The 20,815-nt window shown below is 68.3% G+C and carries 23 protein-coding genes and 2 riboswitches; of the genes, 14 read left to right on the top strand and 9 right to left on the bottom strand.

Translation table 11 applies throughout. The features are described from left to right. Positions 1 to 3: 3 nt before the first annotated feature. From JOE48_RS23865 to JOE48_RS23895, 7 genes are all read right to left on the bottom strand, one after another. Complete coding sequence (locus JOE48_RS23865; protein ID WP_007557751.1) at positions 4 to 1,089, bottom strand: sulfite oxidase; 1,086 nt, start codon at positions 1,087 to 1,089, stop codon at positions 4 to 6. A 78-nt stretch (positions 1,090 to 1,167) separates the two neighbouring features. Next, entirely contained in the window at positions 1,168 to 2,151 is a 984-nt protein-coding gene (locus JOE48_RS23870; protein WP_210033460.1) for a beta-propeller fold lactonase family protein, read from the bottom strand. A gap of 183 nt (positions 2,152 to 2,334) precedes the next feature. Then, positions 2,335 to 2,673, bottom strand: a complete 339-nt coding sequence (locus JOE48_RS23875; RefSeq protein ID WP_007557755.1) for a c-type cytochrome — start codon at positions 2,671 to 2,673, stop codon at positions 2,335 to 2,337. Positions 2,674 to 2,684: 11 nt separating this feature from the next. Continuing rightward, positions 2,685 to 3,908: a molybdopterin-dependent oxidoreductase gene (locus JOE48_RS23880; RefSeq protein WP_007557757.1), complete on the bottom strand. Its 1,224-nt coding sequence runs from the start codon at positions 3,906 to 3,908 to the stop codon at positions 2,685 to 2,687. A 196-nt stretch (positions 3,909 to 4,104) separates the two neighbouring features. Continuing rightward, positions 4,105 to 5,244 carry an adenylate/guanylate cyclase domain-containing protein gene (locus tag JOE48_RS23885; protein WP_007557758.1) on the bottom strand — a complete coding sequence of 380 codons (1,140 nt, stop codon included), beginning with the start codon at positions 5,242 to 5,244 and terminating at the stop codon, positions 4,105 to 4,107. Positions 5,245 to 5,345: 101 nt separating this feature from the next. Beyond that, positions 5,346 to 6,407: a YeiH family protein gene (locus JOE48_RS23890; protein ID WP_047170696.1), complete on the bottom strand. Its 1,062-nt coding sequence runs from the start codon at positions 6,405 to 6,407 to the stop codon at positions 5,346 to 5,348. 183 nt (positions 6,408 to 6,590) lie between these two features. Next, positions 6,591 to 7,205 carry a 2,3-bisphosphoglycerate-dependent phosphoglycerate mutase gene (locus tag JOE48_RS23895; RefSeq protein WP_193375331.1) on the bottom strand — a complete coding sequence of 205 codons (615 nt, stop codon included), beginning with the start codon at positions 7,203 to 7,205 and terminating at the stop codon, positions 6,591 to 6,593. A gap of 386 nt (positions 7,206 to 7,591) precedes the next feature. Further along, a riboswitch (Fluoride riboswitch) is annotated at positions 7,592 to 7,654 on the top strand. Positions 7,655 to 7,751: 97 nt separating this feature from the next. Between JOE48_RS23895 and crcB the strand changes: the two genes are divergently transcribed. The 9 genes from crcB to JOE48_RS23940 all read left to right on the top strand — a co-directional run bounded on the left by crcB (position 7,752) and on the right by JOE48_RS23940 (position 16,681). Continuing rightward, entirely contained in the window at positions 7,752 to 8,144 is a 393-nt protein-coding gene (gene crcB, locus JOE48_RS23900) for a fluoride efflux transporter CrcB (protein WP_210033462.1), read from the top strand. A 75-nt stretch (positions 8,145 to 8,219) separates the two neighbouring features. Next, positions 8,220 to 8,411, top strand: a complete 192-nt coding sequence (locus JOE48_RS23905; protein WP_210033464.1) for a hypothetical protein — start codon at positions 8,220 to 8,222, stop codon at positions 8,409 to 8,411. Positions 8,412 to 8,435: 24 nt separating this feature from the next. After that, positions 8,436 to 8,987, top strand: coding sequence for an inorganic diphosphatase (gene ppa / locus JOE48_RS23910; protein ID WP_210033466.1), 552 nt, complete (start codon positions 8,436 to 8,438; stop codon positions 8,985 to 8,987). Next, entirely contained in the window at positions 8,984 to 9,421 is a 438-nt protein-coding gene (locus tag JOE48_RS23915; protein WP_210033468.1) for an EamA family transporter, read from the top strand. The genes ppa and JOE48_RS23915 overlap by 4 nt, the downstream gene beginning before the upstream one ends. 4 nt (positions 9,422 to 9,425) lie before the next feature. Further along, positions 9,426 to 10,037: a hypothetical protein gene (locus JOE48_RS23920; protein WP_210033473.1), complete on the top strand. Its 612-nt coding sequence runs from the start codon at positions 9,426 to 9,428 to the stop codon at positions 10,035 to 10,037. Positions 10,038 to 10,127: 90 nt separating this feature from the next. After that, positions 10,128 to 10,197: riboswitch (Fluoride riboswitch) on the top strand. A gap of 615 nt (positions 10,198 to 10,812) precedes the next feature. Then, the gene (gene xoxF5, locus JOE48_RS23925; RefSeq protein WP_210033476.1) at positions 10,813 to 12,615 is read left to right on the top strand and encodes a lanthanide-dependent methanol dehydrogenase XoxF5; all 1,803 of its coding nucleotides are present in this window, start codon (positions 10,813 to 10,815) and stop codon (positions 12,613 to 12,615) included. 109 nt (positions 12,616 to 12,724) lie between these two features. Beyond that, positions 12,725 to 14,023 (top strand): phosphopyruvate hydratase, encoded by a 1,299-nt coding sequence (eno, locus tag JOE48_RS23930; protein WP_210033477.1) that lies wholly within the window; start codon positions 12,725 to 12,727, stop codon positions 14,021 to 14,023. Positions 14,024 to 14,181: 158 nt separating this feature from the next. Further along, positions 14,182 to 16,011: a dihydroxy-acid dehydratase gene (ilvD, locus tag JOE48_RS23935; RefSeq protein ID WP_210033478.1), complete on the top strand. Its 1,830-nt coding sequence runs from the start codon at positions 14,182 to 14,184 to the stop codon at positions 16,009 to 16,011. Positions 16,012 to 16,393: 382 nt separating this feature from the next. Continuing rightward, positions 16,394 to 16,681 carry a hypothetical protein gene (locus tag JOE48_RS23940; protein WP_210033479.1) on the top strand — a complete coding sequence of 96 codons (288 nt, stop codon included), beginning with the start codon at positions 16,394 to 16,396 and terminating at the stop codon, positions 16,679 to 16,681. A gap of 161 nt (positions 16,682 to 16,842) precedes the next feature. On the opposite strand, the gene JOE48_RS23945 is transcribed toward JOE48_RS23940, so the two are convergent. Together JOE48_RS23945 and JOE48_RS23950 are read right to left on the bottom strand one after the other, a co-directional pair. Then, on the bottom strand, positions 16,843 to 17,424 hold the full coding sequence (locus JOE48_RS23945; protein WP_210033480.1) for a hypothetical protein: 582 nt from the start codon (positions 17,422 to 17,424) through the stop codon (positions 16,843 to 16,845). Positions 17,425 to 17,479: 55 nt separating this feature from the next. Then, positions 17,480 to 18,385: a hypothetical protein gene (locus JOE48_RS23950; protein ID WP_210033481.1), complete on the bottom strand. Its 906-nt coding sequence runs from the start codon at positions 18,383 to 18,385 to the stop codon at positions 17,480 to 17,482. Positions 18,386 to 18,661: 276 nt separating this feature from the next. Here JOE48_RS23950 and JOE48_RS23955 point away from each other — a divergent pair, with 276 nt between their 5' ends. Genes JOE48_RS23955 through JOE48_RS23975 form a run of 5 tightly spaced genes read left to right on the top strand, consistent with a single transcriptional unit; the run spans position 18,662 to position 20,637 of the window. Further along, complete coding sequence (locus JOE48_RS23955; RefSeq protein WP_210033482.1) at positions 18,662 to 18,991, top strand: hypothetical protein; 330 nt, start codon at positions 18,662 to 18,664, stop codon at positions 18,989 to 18,991. Then, positions 18,988 to 19,245, top strand: a complete 258-nt coding sequence (locus JOE48_RS23960) for a hypothetical protein (protein WP_210033483.1) — start codon at positions 18,988 to 18,990, stop codon at positions 19,243 to 19,245. The genes JOE48_RS23955 and JOE48_RS23960 overlap by 4 nt, the downstream gene beginning before the upstream one ends. Beyond that, positions 19,242 to 19,445, top strand: a complete 204-nt coding sequence (locus JOE48_RS23965) for a hypothetical protein (RefSeq protein WP_210033484.1) — start codon at positions 19,242 to 19,244, stop codon at positions 19,443 to 19,445. Before JOE48_RS23960 ends, JOE48_RS23965 begins: the two co-directional genes overlap by 4 nt. Next, on the top strand, positions 19,442 to 19,963 hold the full coding sequence (locus JOE48_RS30915) for a hypothetical protein (protein ID WP_210033485.1): 522 nt from the start codon (positions 19,442 to 19,444) through the stop codon (positions 19,961 to 19,963). The genes JOE48_RS23965 and JOE48_RS30915 overlap by 4 nt, the downstream gene beginning before the upstream one ends. A gap of 11 nt (positions 19,964 to 19,974) precedes the next feature. Continuing rightward, the gene (locus JOE48_RS23975; protein ID WP_210033486.1) at positions 19,975 to 20,637 is read left to right on the top strand and encodes a hypothetical protein; all 663 of its coding nucleotides are present in this window, start codon (positions 19,975 to 19,977) and stop codon (positions 20,635 to 20,637) included. Positions 20,638 to 20,815: the final 178 nt, after the last annotated feature.

Raw genomic sequence — 20,815 nt, forward strand, 5'->3', positions numbered from 1 at the left:
TGATCAGGCCACGGTGACCCGCACCCGGTGCCATGCGGCGCTAAGGTAGCCCTTGTAGTTCCAGGTGTCGTCGGGGGCGGCCGGCTGGGTCTGGCCGGCGGAGTCCCAGGCCCGCACCGCAAGTTCGTGCTCGCCGGCCGTCAGCTCGCGCTCGATCTCCCAGAATGTCCACGCGTAGGGCGCGTCGGCATCGCGGTCGATCCGGGCCTGCGCCCAGCTGCGGCCGCCATCCGTCGAGACGTCGACGCGGGCGACCGCGCGGTCGCTGGCGATGGCATAGCCGCGGATCGCGTGCCGGCCGGCCTTCAACGCCGCGCCGCGGGCGGGCTCGCAGATCGCGCTGTTGAGCGGCATCGCCTCGATGGTGATGCCGTGGGCGGGGTCCGCGGTCTCGGCCGTCACGTCGGGCGGAAACAGCTTGTAGTCGTCGGCCTGCATCGGGTTGTCGGAGGGCCGGTCCTGCACCGTGATCCGGGCGAGCCATTTCGGGCTGCGGATGCCGGCAAATCCCGGCACCACCACGCGCAACGGATGGCCGTGCTCGGGGGCGAGAGGCTCGCCGTTCATCGCGAAGGCAAGCAGCGTCTCGGGCGCCAGCGCCTTGGCGAGCGGGATCGAGGCGCCGAAGCGCGTGTCCGTGTCCGCGATCCGGTCGTGGCTCTCGAAGGCGACGTAGCGCTCTTCATCTGCATCGATGCCGGCCGCGCGCAGCACCTCGGCGAGCCGCACGCCGGTCCATTCCGCGTTGCCGATGGCACCGGGCGCCCACGGGTCACCGGAGACCGGCGCCACCGCCAGCATGTCGGCCCGTCTGTTGCCGGCGCATTGCATCACCGCCGTGACGGTGGCGTGCGCAAAGCGCGCCTTGAGTTCCGCGAGGGAGAGTTCGAGCGGCATGGTGACCATGCCATCTACCGTCAGGCGGTAGCTGTCGGCGTCGAGGTCCGGGATGTCGCCGTGGCTGCGGACGTAGAAGTCGGCCTGTTCGGTGAGGAACGCCGCCCGCAGGCGATCGAGCGGCGGCTCGGCGTTGTAGGGCGCCTTTCCGTGGACGATGAGGCGGTCCTTGCGCTGGAACAGGCGGAGCATGGGGTCTTTGTCCTGCGTACTTGACATGTCGACGACGAGAACGCGCCGGGGGCGATAAGGCCCCCGGCGCGCGTCGCCTCAGGGCTTCATTGTCGAGACCACCGCATTCTTCGCGCGATCGACCACGGCGACGCTGAGATCGCGGTTGAGGACGTAGGCGCGGGCGTTGTCGGCCGAGAACGCGATCGCCTGGCGCGGCTCGTTCAGGCCGGTCACCGTGGCGACAACCTTGAGGGTGCCGGTGTCGATCACTGAGAGTGAGTTGTCCTTGAGGTTGCCGGAATAGACGAAGCGACCGTCCGGTGTCAGTGCGGCTCCGTAGGGGTCCTTGCCCACCTCCACCTCGGAGGTGACTTTGCGGGCGGCGATATCGACCACGCCGATGGTATTGCGGCCGCTGTTGGCGGCAAACAGCGTCTTGCCGTCCTTGGTGATCGAGATGGCGCGCAGCTTGTCGAACCCAGCGATCTCGCCGGTGATCTTGTTGGTGGCGGTATCGACCAACGTGATTTTGTCGCCGAGGAAGTTCGTCACGAACACGGTCTTGCCGTCGGGCGACAGCTTCACGCCCTGGCGCGGCTGCGCGAAGCCGGGAATCACGGCATCTGCCAGCATAGTCTTGGTGTCGAACACGGTCAGCGTGCTCGCGGCCTCGTTGTTGACGTAGAGCTTGCCCCCGTCGGCCGAGAGCACGGTGCCGAAGACCCCGGGCCCGGCGGCGAGAACGCCGGCTTCCTTGCCGGTGCCGGTCTCGTAGACCGTGATCCGGCCGGTGCCGCTGTCGGAGACGTAGAAGCGGGCGCCGTCCGGCGCGAACACGATGTTGCGCGGCGTGACGAAGCCGTCGAGGCGGCGCAGCACCGTGCCCTTGGCGACGTCGTAGACGACGACGGCGCTCTCCTCGCTGTTCGATACAGCGGCGACGGTCCCGGCAGCGTTCAGCGCCAAGGCGTTGTTCTTGATCGCGCCGTCGAAACCAGCGGCGGACCCGGGCTGGCCCTGGGCGAGAAGCAAGGCAGCTCCGGCGAGGAAGGCGCGGAGACTGGTGCGGATATGGGTCATGAAGCGGGTCTCTTGGGCATGCGCGCTCGTTCGGCGGCCGGGGCCAGCCGTGCGGGCGGGTTCGAAATCGGATTGCGTCGTGCGGGACCGGTCCGGCCATGCATCGCCTTAAGGAGATGCCAGCGAGGGCGGTCTATTCCCCGAGGCCGGCGAAAAAACGCGGCGGCCTCGGGATTCGGGAGTTCAGGGGGTCGGCTTCAACGCCGTGAGGTAGTCGACGATGGTCTGCACGTCGGCCTGATCGACCGGAGCCTTGTAGATGTGGACCATCTTGTTCACGGTCTCGGTCCACTGCGCCTTCGTGAGCTTGGGCTGGGTCAACACCATCCCGGCCGAATGGCAGGCGAGGCAGTTGTTGTTGACCGCCTCGGCCCCGGGCCCGTCGGGGAAGATCCGGTCGGAGGTCGGCATCTCGATCGATTGCGAGGTGAAGCGCATCGGCTCGGGAGCCGGGGCGGCGAGCGCCACCAGGGGAGACAGTATGAGCGCGACGCTGAGGGCTGCAGAGCGGATCGGGGTCATGGCTGTTCTCCTCAAGCGGCCTGGAAGGACACGGTTTCTATACCGTTCTGCATGAAGCCGGCCCCGTTCCAGACCCGGTCCGTGGGCTGCGCGACGCCGTTGGTGTTGGTGCAGCGGACCTTCACCGTGTGGGTGCCGGCGGCCAACGCCGGCAGGCTGCCCTCGAAGCGGCGGAAGCTGTAGGGGCCCTCGTCCGCGCCGAGCTGTGCTGGAAACCACGTCGCGCCGCCGTCGCCGGAGAAGTCGACCGCCTTCACCCCGCAATCGCCGCCGAAAGCGATGCCGCGCAACGCCACCGGCGCGCCGGCCGTCACCTTGGCGCCATCCTGCAGGTTGGTGACGAACGAGCGCGGTACCATCTTGTTGATCGGCACCGTCTTGAAGCCGGTCTGGCCGGGCTTGATGTTGGCGCCCGGCACGTCCGGGATGCGGTAGGCGGTCTTCATCCAGTACTGGTCGTCGGGCTTGTCCAGCACCTCGATCTCCGACAACATCTTGACCCAGTAGGTCGAGTACCAGCCCGGCACCACGAGGCGAAGCGGGAAGCCGTTGAGAAGCGGCAATTGCTCGCCGTTCATCGCGTAGGCGATCATCACCTCACCGTCGTTGGCGTGGTCGAGATCGAGCGACTTCTTGAAGTCCGGCGCGTCGTCCACGACCGGCTCATCGAGGCCGCTGAAGCGCACCTGCACGGCACCGGCCTTCACCCCGGCCTTTTCGAGCACGTCCTTGAGGCGCACCCCGGTCCAGCGGGCGTTTCCCATCGAGCCGTTGGCCCATTGCGCGCCGGGAACCCGCGGCTCGAACAGCCCGCGGGAGTTGCCCGAGCACTGGTTGACCGCGGCGATCTCGAAGCGCGGCAGGCCGGCGATGGCATCGAGGGAGAGCGAGAGCTCCTTCTCGACATGACCGTGGACCTTGAGACGGAAGGTGCCGGCATCAACCTCGGTTGGGATCGAGGCCCAGTGCCAGCGCACGTAGAAGCGGTCGTTGGGGGTGAACACGCCCTCATCGAACACCGCAAACGGCGTCTCCAGCAGCGGCGGATGGGTTCGCTGGAGGATCATCTCGCCCTTGCCGGGAAAGGCCGTCGTGAGATCCCGCACATCCGGGCCGCCGGGTAGCGGCAGCTTCACCGAGCCCGCGGCCCAGGCCGGCATCGCGGCGGCAAGGCTGCCGAGCCCGAGCCCGCCCAACAGGAGGCGGCGGTTCGTCGGTCTTTCCAATCCGTGCATGGTCTCTCCCTTCAAAGTTCGTCGGCGTCGATGCGTTCGAGGGCACCGGACCCGTGGCGATTCCTTGCGACTAGGGAGATGCTACGGGATGCGTTTAATTCCCACCAACGGTCTTTCGCGATGCGAACGATCTCCCAATGCGATGATTTGAGAATTTTGGATCTCCGCGCCGGTGGTGCCAGATATCGTCTCGACGTCAGACCGCCGGTGCTTCGACAGGCGCGGTCCTGCGACACCCGAACAAGGCGTGACGCTCGGCGAAACCGCGAAGGGCGACAATGCCGAGCGGTTCGAGGGCATGCGCCAGGCCGTGGAGGAAGGTGTCGGTGGCGATCAGCGGCGTGTCGTAGGTCTTGCACAGGCGCTCGACGCGAGCGAGCACGTTGAGATCGCGGCCGATCGCCGTGAAGTCGACCCGGTCGCCGCCGCCGATATTGCCGTAGGCGACCTCCCCAACATGAAGTGCGACGCCGACCTCAAAGGCAGCCCTGTCACCGTCGCGCAGGGTCGCAAGCGCATCGAGTGCGGCCTCGGCGGCACGCAAGGCGGCACGGCGCGCCTCGGCCTCGTCGCGATCGGCATCGAACACGGCCAGCAGCCCGTCACCAATATACTTTAGCACCTCGCCGCCTTCCGCCTCGACGGCCGGCACGATGGCATCGAACATCCGGTTGAGGGCGGCCACGACATGGTCGGGGCTTTGCCGGTCGGACAGTTCACCGAACCCGCGCAGATCGGTCAGCATCATCGCGGCCCGCATGAGGCGTACGTCGCCGCGCCGCACTGTGCCGGCCAGGATTTGCCGCGCCGGGTCGCGCCCGACATAGGCGCTCAGGACCGCGCCAAGCATGTCGTCGAGCGCCTTGATTTCGAACAGCAGCGAGAACGGCTCGACCAGCGCTAGCAACGTCTCGATCTCGATCGGCGTGAAGCCGCCCGGTCTCGCCGTGGCCCAGGAGGCGGCACCCATGCGTCCACGCGCGGCATGCAGCGGCGCGATGAGGTAGTCGGTCAGACCCTCGTTGCGAAGCTCGCCAAGCACGGGAAACGGCAGCGGCCCATCCCCGTCGAGACGGCATTGGAGTGGGGTCCGCGTCTCGACCACGTGCTCGACGGTGTTGCCGTGGAAGGTCGGCGTGCCCTCGATGCCGTGGCGGCGACGCAGGGCTAGGCTCGACGTTCCTGGATGCCAGACGCGCATCACCCACCGGAACGACGGATGCAGGGTCGGCGCGTGGGTGGTGGCGCGGGCCAGCGGCAGGCCAAGCCCCGAGAGGCACGCACTGAACCCATCGAGAAGGGCTGCCGCGTCCACCGCTTCGCGACCCGGCCCCATCAACCATCCCGTCGCCTGCGCGACTGCCTCGGATGAAGATTGGGACGAACGTGTCACGGCAATTCTTCCATCAAGGGGTCGGATCGATGCCATAGCGTGGATCAGACGAGGCCGAGCACATGGATCAGGCCGAGGCTGACGGCGCCGAGGGCAAGGAGCGAGGCGACCACAGCGAGGGTCACCCGCGCCCCGGCCTTGGCGACGCTGCGCACGTCGACCCCGAGGCCGAGTGCCGCCATCGAGACTACGGTCAGCACGTTGGCGGTCTCCGACATCGGCGCGAGCGCGACTTGCGGGATCAGCCCGGCCGAGCGGAGTCCCGCGAGCGCCAGGAAGGCGAGGATGAACCACGGCACCAGGCGGTGGATCGCGAGGCCGCCGGGGGCCGGGCGGTCGCCGGTTGTGACGCCGGGGGCGGCCTCGTCGGTCTCCTCGCGCAGCCGGCTCGCGCCGAGGGAGAGCATCAGAACGACCGGCCCGAGCATCAGCACCCGGACGAGCTTCACCAGGGTTCCGACCTGGACGCTGAGCGCCGCGACCGGCGCGGTGGCGGCGAGGACCTGCGGCACGGCGTAGACGGTGAGGCCGGCGAGCACGCCGTACTGCATCGGCGACAGGCCGAGCAGCGGCACCAGCAGCGGCAGGCCGAGCACCACCAGCACGCCCAGCACCGCGGTGAAGGCGATGGAGGCGGCGACGTCCTCGCCGTCGGCGCCGATCACCGGGGCGGTGGCGGCGATCGCCGAGTTGCCGCAGATCGAGTTGCCGCAGGCGACGAGGATCGCCATGCGCGAATGCAGTCCGAGCGCCCGGCCGATGCCGTAGCTCGACAGGATCGCGACCACGACGACGCCCGCGATGCCGAAGAGCAGGCCCGGGCCGGCGGCGAGGATCGTCGCGAGGCTGAGCGACGCGCCTAGCATTACGACCGCGATCTCCAGCACGGTCTTGGCCCCGAAGGCGATGCCGGGAAAGAAACGCTGCGACGGGGTCCAGGCGGTGCGGATCGCGCTCCCGAGGAGGATCGCCAGCACCAGGGCTTCGAGCCAAGCGCGACCGAACAGGTGCGTCTCGACGGCTTCGAAGCCGACCGCTGCGGCGGTAACTGCCACGCAGAGGCCCAGTCCTGGAAGGATGGCTCTCGTGCCGGCCAGGGCACGCATCGATCGAGGGTGGGAGACAAGTCTGGGGGCGGACATGGGTGGCTCCGATGTGATGCCGGAGAATCCCACTTCCCTTTCATTCACTCCAACGGAATGATTAGATAATTCCAATCACTTAATTAGATCAAATGGGGATCCCCTCGAAGCGTGAGGCGACCCATTCTTGGGGGCCTACAGGCGGATTCAACCGTCGATCCAGCGGGCCTCGATCGTCGTGTCCGCAGCAAACTCATAGATCCTGACGGAGCCCGTCGCGAGTTCGAGTTGCTCGACCTCCGCCGGGCTGAGGTCGTCGAGCGCCATAACGAGCGCCCGCAGGCAATTACCGTGGGCGACGACGAGCACGTCCCCGCCCATGACCGCCGGTAGGATGGATCGGAGGTAGCATGGCACGATGCGGGCGACGGTATCGCGCAGGCTCTCACCGTTCGGCGGCGCCTCGGCGTAGGAGCGCCGCCAGGTCTCGATCCGCTCCGCCCCCCAGCGCGCATCGGCGGCGGTCTTGTCGAGCCCGCTGAGGTCGCCGTAGTCTCGCTCGTCGAGCGCGGCGAAGCGTTGAGGGATTAATCCGGGTTGCCCGAGCGTATCGAGGATAAGCCGGCCGCTCACGACGGCCCGCGTCAGCGTCGAGGTGAAGGCATCGGAAAAGCGCCAGCTGCGCTCGGCCAAACGCCGCCCGGCTGCCACGGCTTCTATCCGACCCTGCTCGGTCAAGGGCGAGTCCAGCAATCCCGTGAACAGACCGGATCGGTTGGCTACGCTCTGGCCATGCCGGACCAGCACGAGACGTCGCGTGATTGGGGCTTTGCGATCGTGAATCACTCTGTCTCCCAAGGCAACGCACTTTCGCGTCGGTCGCATCGCCTCTGATGAAAACGGCATCCGGCTTTAACGAACTTCGACCCTGAGATGGGTTGGACCGTCCATCCGGAGACGGCGATTCATCCTAGGTCCGCTTTAGAACGTCTTGCGACCGAAAGCAGCCAAGCTGCTTCCCACCCACCCCAGTCATCCCGATCGCCTAACGGCGAGGCCGAAGCTGGCCGAAAGCCGCTTGTCCGTTTGAGCAGAGGCAGGGGGAAAGCGGCCGCTCGTGCGGACTGGATGAGCAGTGTTGGATGCTGGGATTTCGAACCGCGACCGAAAGTCATTGACCCTTCGCATCGCCCGCTGTTAAAGGGCTAGCGTGTGATGGGAATGGAGCTTCCCGACAACCGCCCGTGAGGGCTGATGGCTCCTGCTGCGAGGGCACCGCGTGCCCGCTCGCGGCGGGAGCGTTTCCGACGCAACCCGCCGCAAGGCGGGTTTTTTGTTGCCCTCGCTCGATGTGACGAGAGGCGACCTGTGAACTTCTTGATCGTATTCCTGGGTGCGGGTGTCGGCGGAGCCATCCGCCACGGAATCAACCTCGCCACGTCGCGCCTCTTGCCCGGCGTCACGTTCCCCGTCGCCACGCTGTTCATCAACGTCCTTGGCTCGTTCCTGATGGGCATCATCGCCGAGAGCTTCGTGCTCCGCGGCTCCGGCGGGCATCCCCTGCGCCTGCTGCTGACCACCGGGGTGCTCGGCGGCTTCACGACCTTTTCGACCTTCTCGCTCGACGCGATCACGCTTTACGAGCGGGGCCAGACCGGGGCGGCCTTCGCCTACGTCCTCGCTTCCGTGATCGCGGCACTGCTCGGCCTCCTGGCGGCCCTGGCGCTGGTGCGCGGCCTCCTGGGCATGGGGCCGACGTGAGCCCGGCCGGTACGCCGGCAACACCCCGTCCGCCGCCTCCGGCGAGGCGTGGACAATCCGGCAAGGGAGGCCGCGATGACCAATCGACCCGAGAGCAACGACCCAGACCCCGAACTGAGCGACGTCGACGCGCTGCGGCGCGCCGAGCGGGAGCGCAAGCGATCGAGCGCACGCGTGCGTCACGGCAGCACCGCCCTGATCGTGTTCGCGGTCGCCGTCCTGCTGATCCTGGCGCTCGCCTCCGTCTGGATCGTCACCCAACCCTGAACCGGCCCAGAAGGAGTTTTTAACGTGAAGCTTGAAGCCATCGCAGTCGGCGATCCGACCTTCCACGAGGTCAACGTACTGGTCGAGGTGCCGGTCGGCGGAGAGCCGGTCAAATACGAGCTCGACAAAGCCGCCGGCGCGCTCGTGGTCGACCGATTCCTGCACACGCCGATGCGCTACCCGGGCAATTACGGCTTCATTCCGAACACCCTTTCGGAGGACGGCGATCCCTGCGACGTGCTGGTGGCTAACACCCGCGGGGTTCTGCCCGGTGCGGTATTGCGGGTCCGGCCCGTCGGCGTGCTGCTGATGGAAGACGAGCACGGTCCGGATGAGAAGATCGTCGCGGTCCCGGCGCAACGCCTGACGCGCCGCTACGACGCCATCCACGAGCATACCGACCTGCCGGAAATTACCCGCAGCCAGATCCACCACTTCTTTGAGCACTACAAGGACTTGGAGCCCGGCAAGTGGGTCCGAATCACCGGCTGGGACACGGCGGCCGCGGCGCGGGCGATGATCGCGGCGGCCGTGGAACGCCACCGGGCGGCCGGACCCGAGCCGATAACGCCGTGAGGGGCCTGCTGCAGTCCTGGCAGGCCTGGGCCCTGCTCTCGGCCGGCTTCGCGGCGCTGACGGCGATCTTCGCCAAGGTCGGCATCGAGGCGGTGGGCTCGGACTTCGCCACCTTCGTCCGTACCGCCGTGATCCTGCTCGTCCTCGGCGGCATCTTGATTGCGACCGGCCAGTGGGAGCCGCTCTCGTCGGTCTCCCGCCGGACCTACCTGTTCCTAGTCCTGTCCGGCTTGGCCACCGGGGGCTCCTGGCTGTGCTACTTCCGGGCGCTCAAGCTAGGCGATGCGGCGCGGGTCGCACCCATCGACAAGCTCAGCGTCGTGCTCGTCGCCGTGTTCGGGGTCGTGTTCCTGGGGGAGCGGCTGTCCGGACCCAATTGGCTCGGCGTCGGCCTGATCGCAGCCGGCGCGATCCTCGTCGCTTTCCGGGGGTGAGCGCATGGGCGACGTCTCCTGGTTCGGCGTGGTCATCACCTTCCAGGTCACCTTCACCGAACTGTTCATCGCGGCCACGGTCCTGATCGCGGGAGCCTACCGCTTCGGTTGGCGGAGCCTCCTATTGGGCGGCGTCCTCGGCGGAACCGCCGTCGCCGTGCTGGCTTGGGTGTTACAGGCTGCGGCCTACCGGTTCGCGCTGCATCTCCTCGACGCCATCGCCGCCGCGCTGCTGCTGGCGTTCGGGATCTACCTGCTCTGGGAGTTCCTCCAGGGTCTTAGTCAGTGGGACGGGACCAGCCCGAAACCGCCTGTATTCTCCGGCAACTGGCCGCGTCCACTCAACTTGGCCGGCATCGGCGTCGGGTTCTGGGCGCTGGTCACGGAAGGGCTGGAAGTCCTGGTCGTCTGGCTTGGCGTCGCACTGCGTGAGGGGGCCGCGACCGCGACGCTCGGGGTCGCGCTCGGCGTCGCGATCATCGGCGCGTTGGCGGCGACGTTGGGCCGAACGGGGGTTTTCCGAAGCGTACCGCCATTCCTTTTGGATGGCGCCGCTGCCTTCATGGTCGTCGCCTACGGCTCCTATTTCCTCGCGTCGGCGCTCACGGACGGCTGACCGGGCGGCGCGAAAGGCGGACTGGCGCCGTCACGGCCTTGTCACCTGCGTCAGAATTGACGGCCGCCGTGGATTAAGCCACTCTCCCGGACGTGGGATGGGGATGGAGCTCCCCGACAACTGCCGGGCCCTACGCCCGGACGATAGCTCCTACCGTGCGCTTCCGGGCGCGGGTAGGGCTGTGCCTGTCCCCACATCCGGCCGCGCACCTCCCGTAACCCGATCCCTTCACCGGGATCCTGCGTGAGCCGTGTGCCGATGCGATCCCACCAACCGCCGCTCTGAGCCTGACCCACGCGCGCGATTTCGCGCGCGTTTCGTCGTGCTCGAACGAAAAAAAACGGCGAGGTCCGAAGACCCCGCCGCACCCAGCGAACTTCCCGAGCGGTAACTTAAGTCGTTCGCTAGATCTCAGTCTTACTTGTCGGAGAGGTCAGGATAGCTAGAACAAGCTTCGAGTCAACGGTAACAGGCCGATAATCGAAGAAAATTGGCATCTTAGATCTTTTTAAAAGCCGGTTTTACTTGGTCCTGGAAAGCGCATCGCTTGCCGGGTAGATTATCCATGCCTTAACAAGTAAATGTGCTGACGGCACAAGAAAAACTGTCGCACTTAGAAGAATCTTATTGTAATCTCTAATGGTCTTGATAGACCTGCATTGCTCGCTTTCGACCTGAACGGAGGAAATTCAGGGATAGAAAAGTGGCGATAACGCGTGACATGACGCGTGGCCACGCCGAATTCTGGCCGCGGCGTCTGAACGGAGGAACGCTCATGAAAAAGATCGCCCTCGCGGCGTCAGTTGCCTATGCCGCCACCCTGCTGCCGGCCTCGGCCAACGACGACCTGATGAAGATGATGGAGAACCCCAACGACTGGGCGTTCCCGGGGCTGAACTATTCGAACACCCGCTTCTCGAAGCTCGACCAGATCAACACGAAGAACGTCAAGGATCTCCAGGTCGCCTGGACCTTCTCGACCGGCGTCCTGCGCGGCCACGAAGGCGCGCCGCTCGTCATCGGCTCGGTGATGTACGTGCACACGCCGTTCCCGAACATCGTCTACGCGCTCGACCTTGAGCATGAGCAGAAGATCCTGTGGAAGTACGAGCCGAAGCAGGATCCGTCCGTGATCCCGGTCATGTGCTGTGACACGGTCAACCGCGGCCTTGCCTACGCCGACGGCGCCCTCATCCTGCACCAGGCCGACACCACCGTCGTGTCGCTAGACGCCAAGACCGGCAAGGTGAACTGGTCGGTGAAGAACGGCGACCCGGGCAAGGGCGCGACCAACACCGCCACCGTCCTCCCCGTGAAGGACAAGGTCCTCGTCGGCATCTCCGGCGGCGAGTTCGGCGTGCAGTGCTCCATCACCGCCTACGACCTGAAGACCGGCAAGCGCGTGTGGCGCGGCTACTCGGAAGGCCCGGACGACCAGCTCCTGGTCGACCCGGAGAAGACCACCTCGCTCGGAAAGCCCATCGGCAAGGACTCCTCGCTGAAGACCTGGGAAGGCGATCAGTGGAAGACCGGCGGCGGCTGCACCTGGGGCTGGTACTCCTACGACCCCAAGCTGAACCTCGTGTACTACGGCTCGGGCAACCCCTCGACCTGGAACCCGAAGCAGCGTCCGGGCGACAACAAGTGGTCGATGACCATTTGGGCGCGTAACCCGGACACCGGCATGGCCAAGTGGGTCTACCAGATGACCCCGCACGATGAGTGGGACTACGACGGCATCAACGAGATGATCCTCACGGATCAAAAGGTCGACGGCAAGGAGACCCCGCTCCTGACCCACTTCGACCGTAACGGCTTCGGCTACACGCTGAACCGCGACACGGGCGAGCTGCTGGTGGCCGAAAAGTTCGACCCGGCCGTCAATTGGGCGTCCAAGGTCGACATGGACAAGGGCTCCAAGAACTATGGCCGCCCGCTCGTCCAGGCGAAATACTCGACCGAGCAGAACGGCGAGGACGTGAACTCCAAGGGCATCTGCCCGGCGGCCCTCGGGTCGAAGGACGAGCAGCCCGCGGCCTTCTCCCCGAAGACCAACCTGTTCTACGTCCCCACCAACCACGTCTGCATGGACTACGAGCCGTTCCGGGTGACCTACACCCCGGGCCAGCCCTACGTCGGTGCGACTCTGTCGATGTACCCGGCCCCGAACTCGCACGGCGGCATGGGCAACTTCATCGCCTGGGACGGCGTGAAGGGTAAGATCGTCTGGTCCGACCCGGAGCAGTTCTCGGTGTGGTCGGGCGCGCTCGCCACCGCCGGCGACGTAGTGTTCTACGGAACCCTGGAAGGCTACATCAAGGCTGTCGACGACAAGACGGGCAAGGAACTCTGGAAGTTCAAGACCCCGTCGGGCATCATCGGCAACGTGATGACCTACTCGATCAAGGGCAAGCAGCACATCGCCGTCCTCTCGGGCGTCGGCGGCTGGGCGGGCATCGGCCTTGCGGCCGGCCTGACCGACCCGAACGCCGGCCTCGGCGCGGTGGGTGGCTACGCGGCCCTGTCGCAGTACACCAACCTCGGTGGCACGCTGACCGACTTCGCCCTGCCGAACTAAGCAGCGGCACGTCGCTGACGACATGAGGGTGCCGGTGCGGGTTCCGCGCCGGCACCCTTCTCCATGCTTGGCCACCGCCAAGAACCTTCATCAACCGATGGAATACCCGATGCGTACGGACACGAAGATCCGCGCCCTCGAAGCCCTGGAAATCCTGGACTCCCGCGGCCGCCCGACCCTGGAGGTCCGCGTCACGCTGGAGGGCGGCGTCAGTGCCAAGGCCGGCGTCCCCTCGGGCGCCTCGACCGGCGTAAACGAGGCGGTCGAGAGGCGCGACAATGACCCGGCACGTTACGGGGGCAAGGGCGTGCTGAGGGCCGCTGAGGCCGTTCGAGGCGAGATCGCCGAGGCGCTCCGGGGATGGGACGCATCCGACCAGCAAGGCGTCGACCGGACGCTCGTCGAGCTCGACGGATCGCCGAATAAGTCCAGGCTTGGCGCGAACGCGATGCTTGGTGTCTCAATGGCGGCGGCGCGTGCGGCCGCGCGCGCGACGGGCCATCCCCTCTACGCCCATCTCGGCGGCGAGGCCGCCATCCTTCTCCCAATGCCGTGCCTCAACGTCCTCAACGGAGGCCAGCACGCCGACAGCTCGCTCGACGTCCAGGAATTCATGCTCGTGCCCGTCGGCGCGTCGAGCCTGGCCGAGGCGATGCACGTCGCGGCCGAGACCTACGCGGCTATCCGGGAGATTCTTCACGAACGGGGGCTAGCCACGGCCGTAGGGGACGAGGGCGGCTTCGCACCCAACCTGCCCGACAACGAGGCGGCCTTGGCGTTGATCGTGGAGGCAACGGAGAGGGCCGGCTACACGCCGGGCGCCGACGTCGCCATCGCCCTGGACCCCGCGGCCTCTTCGTTCGCGGCGGCGGACGGTTACGATCTCGCCCGTTCGCGGACCGGCCTCCTGAACAGCGCGCAGCTCCTGGAGCTCTACGGCCGTTGGGTCGAGCGCTGGCCCATCGTCTCCATTGAGGACGGGTTCGGGGAGGAGGACTGGGCCGGGTTCGTGGCCCAGACGGCCGCGCAGGGCGAGCGGATACAGGTCGTCGGCGACGACCTGCTGGTGACCAATCCTCGCTTCATCGCGAAGGCCATCGACGAAAGGGCCTGTACCGCCGCGCTGATCAAGCTCAACCAGATCGGCACCGTGTCCGAGACGGTCGAGGCCATCACCCTGTGCCGGAAGGCGGGGTGGGCGACGATGGTTTCCCATCGCTCCGGGGAGACCACGGACACGTTCATCGCCGACTTCGCGGTCGCCATGGGCAGCGGGCAGATCAAGGCGGGTGCGCCCTGCCGGGGCGAGCGGCTAGCCAAGTACAACCGCCTGCTGGCCATCGAGGCCGAACTCGGCGCCCGCGCGCGCTTCGAGAACCCGTTCGCGCGCTACGGACGCACTCGGTAGCGCCGAGCCAAGGTCGGCGCCCGCTCGGTTCCCGTCACCGATGCCGGCGGGAGCGTGGACGGGACGCCAACAGCCAAGGTGCATGACAGCACCGAGCCGAACCCGCTTGTTCGCCGACGCCTATCCGGCAGAACGCGCATGACACCAACGAGACGCCCATGCCCGCCTATCGCTCCCGCACCACCACCCACGGCCGCAACATGGCCGGTGCCCGCGGCCTGTGGCGCGCCACCGGCATGAAGGATGCCGATTTCGGCAAGCCGATCATCGCGGTGGTGAATTCCTTCACGCAGTTCGTGCCGGGCCACGTCCACCTGAAGGACCTCGGCCAGCTCGTCGCGCGTGAGATCGAGGCGGCCGGCGGCGTCGCCAAGGAGTTTAACACGATCGCCGTGGATGACGGCATCGCCATGGGCCACGACGGGATGCTGTACTCGCTCCCGTCCCGCGAGCTGATCGCCGATTCCGTCGAGTACATGGTCAACGCCCACTGCGCCGACGCGATGGTGTGCATCTCGAATTGCGACAAGATCACCCCCGGCATGCTGATGGCAACGCTCCGCCTCAACATCCCGACCGTCTTCGTGTCAGGTGGCCCGATGGAGGCCGGCAAGGTCCAGCTGCCGGGCATCGCCAAAAAGGTCGATCTCGTCGACGCGATGATCGCGGCCGCCGACGACCGCATCTCCGACGAGGACGTCGCCGTCATCGAGCGCTCAGCCTGCCCGACCTGCGGCTCGTGCTCGGGCATGTTCACGGCAAACTCGATGAACTGCCTCACCGAGGCGCTGGGGCTGGCGCTGCCGGGCAACGGCTCGGTGCTCGCCACGCACGCCGACCGCAAGCGGCTGTTCGTCGAGGCCGGCCACCTGATCGTGGATCTCGCCCGCCGCCACTACGAGCAGGACGACGCCAGCGTGCTGCCCCGCGCGGTCGCGAGCTTCAAAGCCTTCGAGAACGCCATGACGCTCGACATCGCCATGGGCGGCTCAACCAATACAGTGCTGCACCTGCTGGCAGCCGCCCACGAGGGCGAGGTGCCCTTCACCATGGCCGACATCGACCGGCTGTCCCGGCGGGTGCCGGTGCTGTGCAAGGTCGCTCCGGCAGTGGCCAACGTCCACATGGAGGACGTCCACCGGGCCGGCGGCATCATGGGCATCCTTGGCGAGCTCGACCGGGCCGGCCTGATCGACACCGGCGTCGGCAACGTCTCGGCCGGGACGCTCAGCGCGGCGCTCGCCCGCTGGGACGTGCGCGGCGAACCGTCCACCTCGGTCCAGGACTTCTATCGCGCGGCCCCCGGCGGCGTGCCGACCCAGGTCGCGTTCAGCCAGGAATCCCGCTTCGACGAACTCGACCTCGATAGGGAGGGCGGCGTGATCCGCGACGCGGCCCACGCCTACTCGCAGGATGGCGGCCTCGCCGTGCTCTACGGGAACCTGGCCGAGCAGGGCTGCATCGTGAAGACCGCGGGCGTCGACGCCGCGATCCTGACCTTCACGGGCACCGCCCGCGTGTTCGAGAGCCAGGACGCGGCCGTCGACGGCATCCTCAACGGCAAGGTCACGGCCGGCGAGGTCGTGCTGATCCGCTACGAGGGACCGCGGGGGGGCCCCGGCATGCAGGAGATGCTCTACCCGACGAGCTACCTCAAATCGAAGGGGCTGGGTAAGGCGTGCGCCCTCGTCACCGACGGGCGGTTCTCCGGCGGGTCGTCGGGCCTGTCCATCGGGCACGTCTCCCCCGAGGCGGCCGAGGGCGGCCTGATCGGCCTCGTGCGCGACGGCGACCGGATCGCCATCGACATCCCGAACCGCAGCATCCACCTCGACGTGGACAAGGCAGAGTTCGACCGGCGGCGGGTCGCCCAGGAGGCAGCGGGTTGGCAGCCGGCGAAGCCGCGCAAGCGGAAGGTGAGCGCGGCCCTGCGCGCCTACGCGATGCTCACGACCAGCGCCGCCCACGGCGCGGTCCGGCGAGTCTGATCCCGTTGAGCGATCTTTAAATTCCTGAGGGGGTCAAGAGGGGCACGACCGCAGAGGTATCCGCACGGTTCTCCTTGGCTAAGCCGTTGCCCGCCATATCGTCTGCTTCGGGATGACCCACCAACTCGGCTGGATGGCCGCAAAGGGCGCAAAGCCGAACGTCCGCTTCTGCACCCTCTTAGATCCATGCGCCGCGTCCCCTTGGATTTCTGTTCCTCTTCGGGGAAGTAATGGGGGGGCTAGCCGTCCAAGTCCGTGGAAGCACCCGGACGTGTCACTCAGTATTCAGCGGCCAGGGAACCGGTAACCCTGCCCACAGACGCAGCTGGACGCCGGGTCAGCGAGCTGAATCTATAGGCCTCCTGAGACGGCGGAGGCGGCGATGCGCGATCACGGTCAGATCCTACACGACGGCATCTCGGCCGGTCTGGGAGGCGCTCTTCTGGCCATCGACGCCGGCATCCGTGCCGCTCGCGAGCAGGCCGCCTGGGACCGCGCTGAGGCCCGGTCGGAGGCCGCCGTCCACCGGCTCGGCCAGGCCCTGCTGGCGAGCCGCGCCCGTGAGGCCGACCTGCAGCGCCAGCTTGCCGCTGTCCGCGCAGAGATCGCCGGCTTGAGGATCCGCGCCGCCAAGGCAGAGGCTCGCCTGCCCGTCGCCCGGCGCGCCTGAGAAATCGTCGCGCTCCTGACGATTTCGCTTGAGGCTTGCCCCGTGCGCCCGCGCGAGGCCGCAGAGAGGCGCACAGGGGCCGCACGTAGCCCGAGGTCGTTCACACAAAAAAAGCCCGCCGGTGATCCCGGCGGGCTTCGTCGTTCCGGCGGCTGGGTGGTTCAGGCGACCCGGACTTGGCGGACGCGGAGGGCCTCCACGTGGGCCAGAAGGTCGGCCATCGCGCCGTCCCCCGGGGCGCCCCTGTAGGGCCAGGAGAATGCCGGCGCCTCGGACACGTCCGCATCCTCATGCGGATGCGTCCCGGGCGCCGCGGACGCGTCCGCATCGTGGGGGCCCTGCAGCCCCGGGACGCGTCCCAAGCCGGCGACGAGGGCCTCGGCCTGATGGGGCATCGTTCGGGCGAGGATCGCGAGCTCGTCGGGCGAGAGCGAGTGCAGCCACGTCGCGACGTCGGCGGGCAGGCCTGCAAGGTCGACGGGATCCCCTCCGGCGGTCACGTGACGGGCGTGGAGGACGAGGGCCATCCCCACGGGATGGCAGGCGCGGATGCCCTCGGGCACCGGTGCGATCGGGGCGGCCGCCGCGGCGTCGAGGTAGTCCTCTGCGGCGGCCGCGGTGGGGAGGACCGGGTCGGGGCGGGCGACGAGCCGGCGGACCCACTGCACCCCGTACCAGACCATGGCGACGGGGGCGAGAGCGACAGCGGCGAGGACGGCGGCGAGGCGGGCGAGGAAACGCATGTGGGGCTCCTTGGTGTGTGGAGCCCCATGATCGCCTCGCCCCGGCAAGCCACAATCAGGCCGCGGTCGCGCTGGCTGCGATCCACGCCTCGGCGTTGAGGCCGAACAGCCTGACATCGAGTTCGGGCGGCAGCTGGCGCCGGTGCGTGCGCAAGGCCCGCAGCGCGTGGCTCGTGAGCACCGTGTCGAGGACCTCGTGGCTCGCGAGGACGTGGCCCTTCACGGACGTCGTCCGGCCCCAGCCCGCCCGGTTGATGACGCTGGCGCGGTCGGCATCGCGCGCGGTCAGGAGCTGGCAGCCCTCCAGCGCCGCAGCCTTCACATCCGGCAGGGCGGCCCGTTCGGCTTCGGGCTCGTAGATCGCCGTCATCGCGGTCATCGCACGGTCGATGTTCGCCTGAGCCCGCTCGACGTACATCTCCAGCGCCCAGGCCAGGCGGCGCTCCAGTTGCGCGGGCGGGATCGTGATCAAGCGCTTCGCCCGAGTGACGTCGTCGGCCAGCGCCCATGCCCATTCGTAAGCGCGCAGGGACTCCCGCGCCGCGGCGATGGCACGCGTTGCCAGGTCGAGGTCCTCGGCCGCCTGGCGCTCCCGGTTTGCCGCCTCGAACGCCTCGCGCTCGGCCGCGTCGGCGCGCTGCCGGGCCAGCTTCTCGCGGTACGCCGTCAGCCCGTGCGCGGCAGTGTTGACGATGACCTGAGCGGCGCGCTTGTCGAGGTGCGTGCTCTCCCAGAAGCACGGCAGCCCGCTCATCCTGTCGAAGCTGAAGCCCATCGTGCGCAGGTGCCGCCCCTCGCTGCTGGAGAGGGCATCATCGTAATCCTGGCTGGGCCCCGTCGCGGTCCAGAGAGCCTTGAACTCGCCGTTCGCGCGGAGCTCCCGCGGGGCCAACCGCCAGGTCAGACCCAGTCCCTCCGGCGGCCCCTGCCAGGCTCGCGTCGTCCCGTTCTCGTACGGCATCGCATCCCTCTTCATGAGCCGTGCCGTCGTTCGGCACATGACGAATGCTAGCACTCGCATGATCGTCTGCAAGAGTTTTTGACGTAAATACCCGGCAGTGAATTATTATCTCTCGAATAATTATTCCTGCGATAATTATTGTACCCCCAAAAATATCTGTCTTCCGTGCCAATTTGCTCTTTCGTCAAACGACGAACGTGCTCAAATACCACCGCGCGACATCGCGCGGGGATTCGGAGGACGGCAATGCAGTTGTATCGGCATGTGGGATTGGGCGTGACCGTGCCCGATGTCCGGCGCGTCGTCGCGGCGACGGTCGGCGTCGGGGCGGTCGCCCGTCGGCTCGGCGTGAGCGAGTACACCGCGCACAGATGGGCCCGGCTCGCCGGCGTCGCGATCCGCACGGTGCCGCCGACGGCGCGGCTGCCGGAGCGCCAGCGCATGACGGACGCCGCGGTCGCCGCGGCGATCAACGGCCCGCTGTCCCTTCGCGCGGCGGCCGCGGCGCTGGGTGTCACGCCGCCGGCGCTGCAGAGCCGTGCGCGCTACCTCGGCCTGCCGACGGATCCCGCCGGCCGGGCCGCGCTGAGGGGGGCGTGCGCGTGAGCTGGCACCCCGACGATTCGTACGACGCGGCCGCCCTCAGCCGCGAGGAGGCCGCGCAGGTCGTGCCGCCCGAGGCCGTCCTCGACGAGCTCCGCGCCGCGATCCAGCGCCAGGGCTCCGCGGCCGCCTGGGGCCGCCGCCACGGCGTGGGCCCCGGCTACCTCGCGGACGTCCTGTCAGGCCGCCGGCCGCCCGGCGCCAAGATTTTGCAGGGCCTCGGCATCAACAGAGCGCTCGTCAGGGGGTGCCCGTGAGCGCCGCCTCCCAAGCCCGCGACGCCGTCGTGCTCACCGCCCTGCAGGTCGGGCCGTCGAGCACGCTCCCGATGCACCTCGCTCCGGCGCTCGGGCTCACCATCGCCCAAGTCTCCCGCTCGCTGCAGCGGCTCCGCAAGGCCGGTCGCGTCCGGTGCGAGGGCCCCCGCTGGATCGTGAATGAGGAGCCGCACCCGTGAGCCATCCCCTGCTAGAGGGCCTCGATGGCCTCACGGGCGCTGCGTTGCGCCAGCGCCTCGTCGACGCCCGGGCGGCTGCGCTGGCGGCTGCCGCCGGCGACGAGAGCCACCCCCTGATCGCCCTCGTCCGCACGGTCGAGGCCGACGTCGTCCGTGCCATGCGTGCGGGCATCGCCGCCCTCGTGGACGGCATGCAGCCGGCGACGCCCGAGCAGCCCGTCCCGCCGCCGGCCCCCATCCCCGCGCCGCGCCCACCGATGGTCCGCGTCCCGGCCCCCGCGGCAGCCCCGCCCCCCGGACCGGTACCCGCGCCGAGGCCGCCGGCGCCCCTCAAGCTAGCGGGGCTCAAGCGCCCGGCGCCGGCGGACGATGGACCGCCTGAGCTACCGGAGCCGCAGCCGGTGTACCGGCATCCGCCCATCCGGCCGCCGCTCCCGCCGGTGCAGCCGCTGCCCGGGTACCGGCCGCCCCTGCCGCCTCCGCCCCTCGATCCGAACGACGACGCCATTCCCTGGTGAGGAGACCGATCATGAGACTGACAGAGCGCCAAGCCCGCATCCGCCTCGGGCACGCCGTCGCCGCCGCAGGGGGGCAGGCCGCCTTCGCCGAAGGCATCCGCCTCGGACACCTTCCCCGCCACGTCGCGGCCGAGATCGCCGGGGCGCTCGATGCCGGCGTCGCGCTCCGGGCATACGTCGCGAACGGCGGCAATGGGGAGGCTTGGTCCGCCCGGGCCCTGCTCGTCGGCCCGGCGGCCGAGGCGCTCCATGGCAAGCGGATCCGGCGGGTGATCGAGTCCGCCTTCTCGGCGTGGGAATGGGAGCAGCAGTCCCGCGCGCTCCGTGAGGGTCGGCCGTCCCGGGAGCGGGGGCAGGCCTTCGCCAGCGAGCAGGCCAAGCGGCGCGAGGCGCGCCTGCTGCAGGCGGTCAATGCCTTCTCGCGGCTCCCCATCGAGTTCGAGCCGCCGCCGGTCGGCTCTGTCCGCGAGGTCTACGCGATCCAGGATGCGCTGGGCTGCTCCCGGAGCACCGCGTTCCGGCTCGCCCGCGCCGCCGGCGTCGAGCCCCGGCTGCACTACCGGGGGTGGTACTGCGACGGTGCCACGCTGACCGTGACGCCCGAGCTCGTTGAGGCGATGCAGGCGTGGGCGGCCGCGCCCCGGACGAGGCTGACGCGGCACTCGCTGCGGTGATCCGGAGACCTGGGCGCCAGCAAAACCCGGCGCCCAGGGTTACCGCGAGATGAGTCATTCCGGTCGAATTTGCCGGCCGAGGAGTCGATGTCGATTCAGACGGGCCTGCTATACGTGTTGCTGGCCCCCAAGGCGACGGACCTACACCGACCACTCCAACAGTAGATCCGATCAACTC

Origin of the sequence: Methylobacterium sp. PvR107 (genome assembly GCF_017833295.1) — a bacterium.
Classification (GTDB): Bacteria; Pseudomonadota; Alphaproteobacteria; order Rhizobiales; family Beijerinckiaceae; genus Methylobacterium.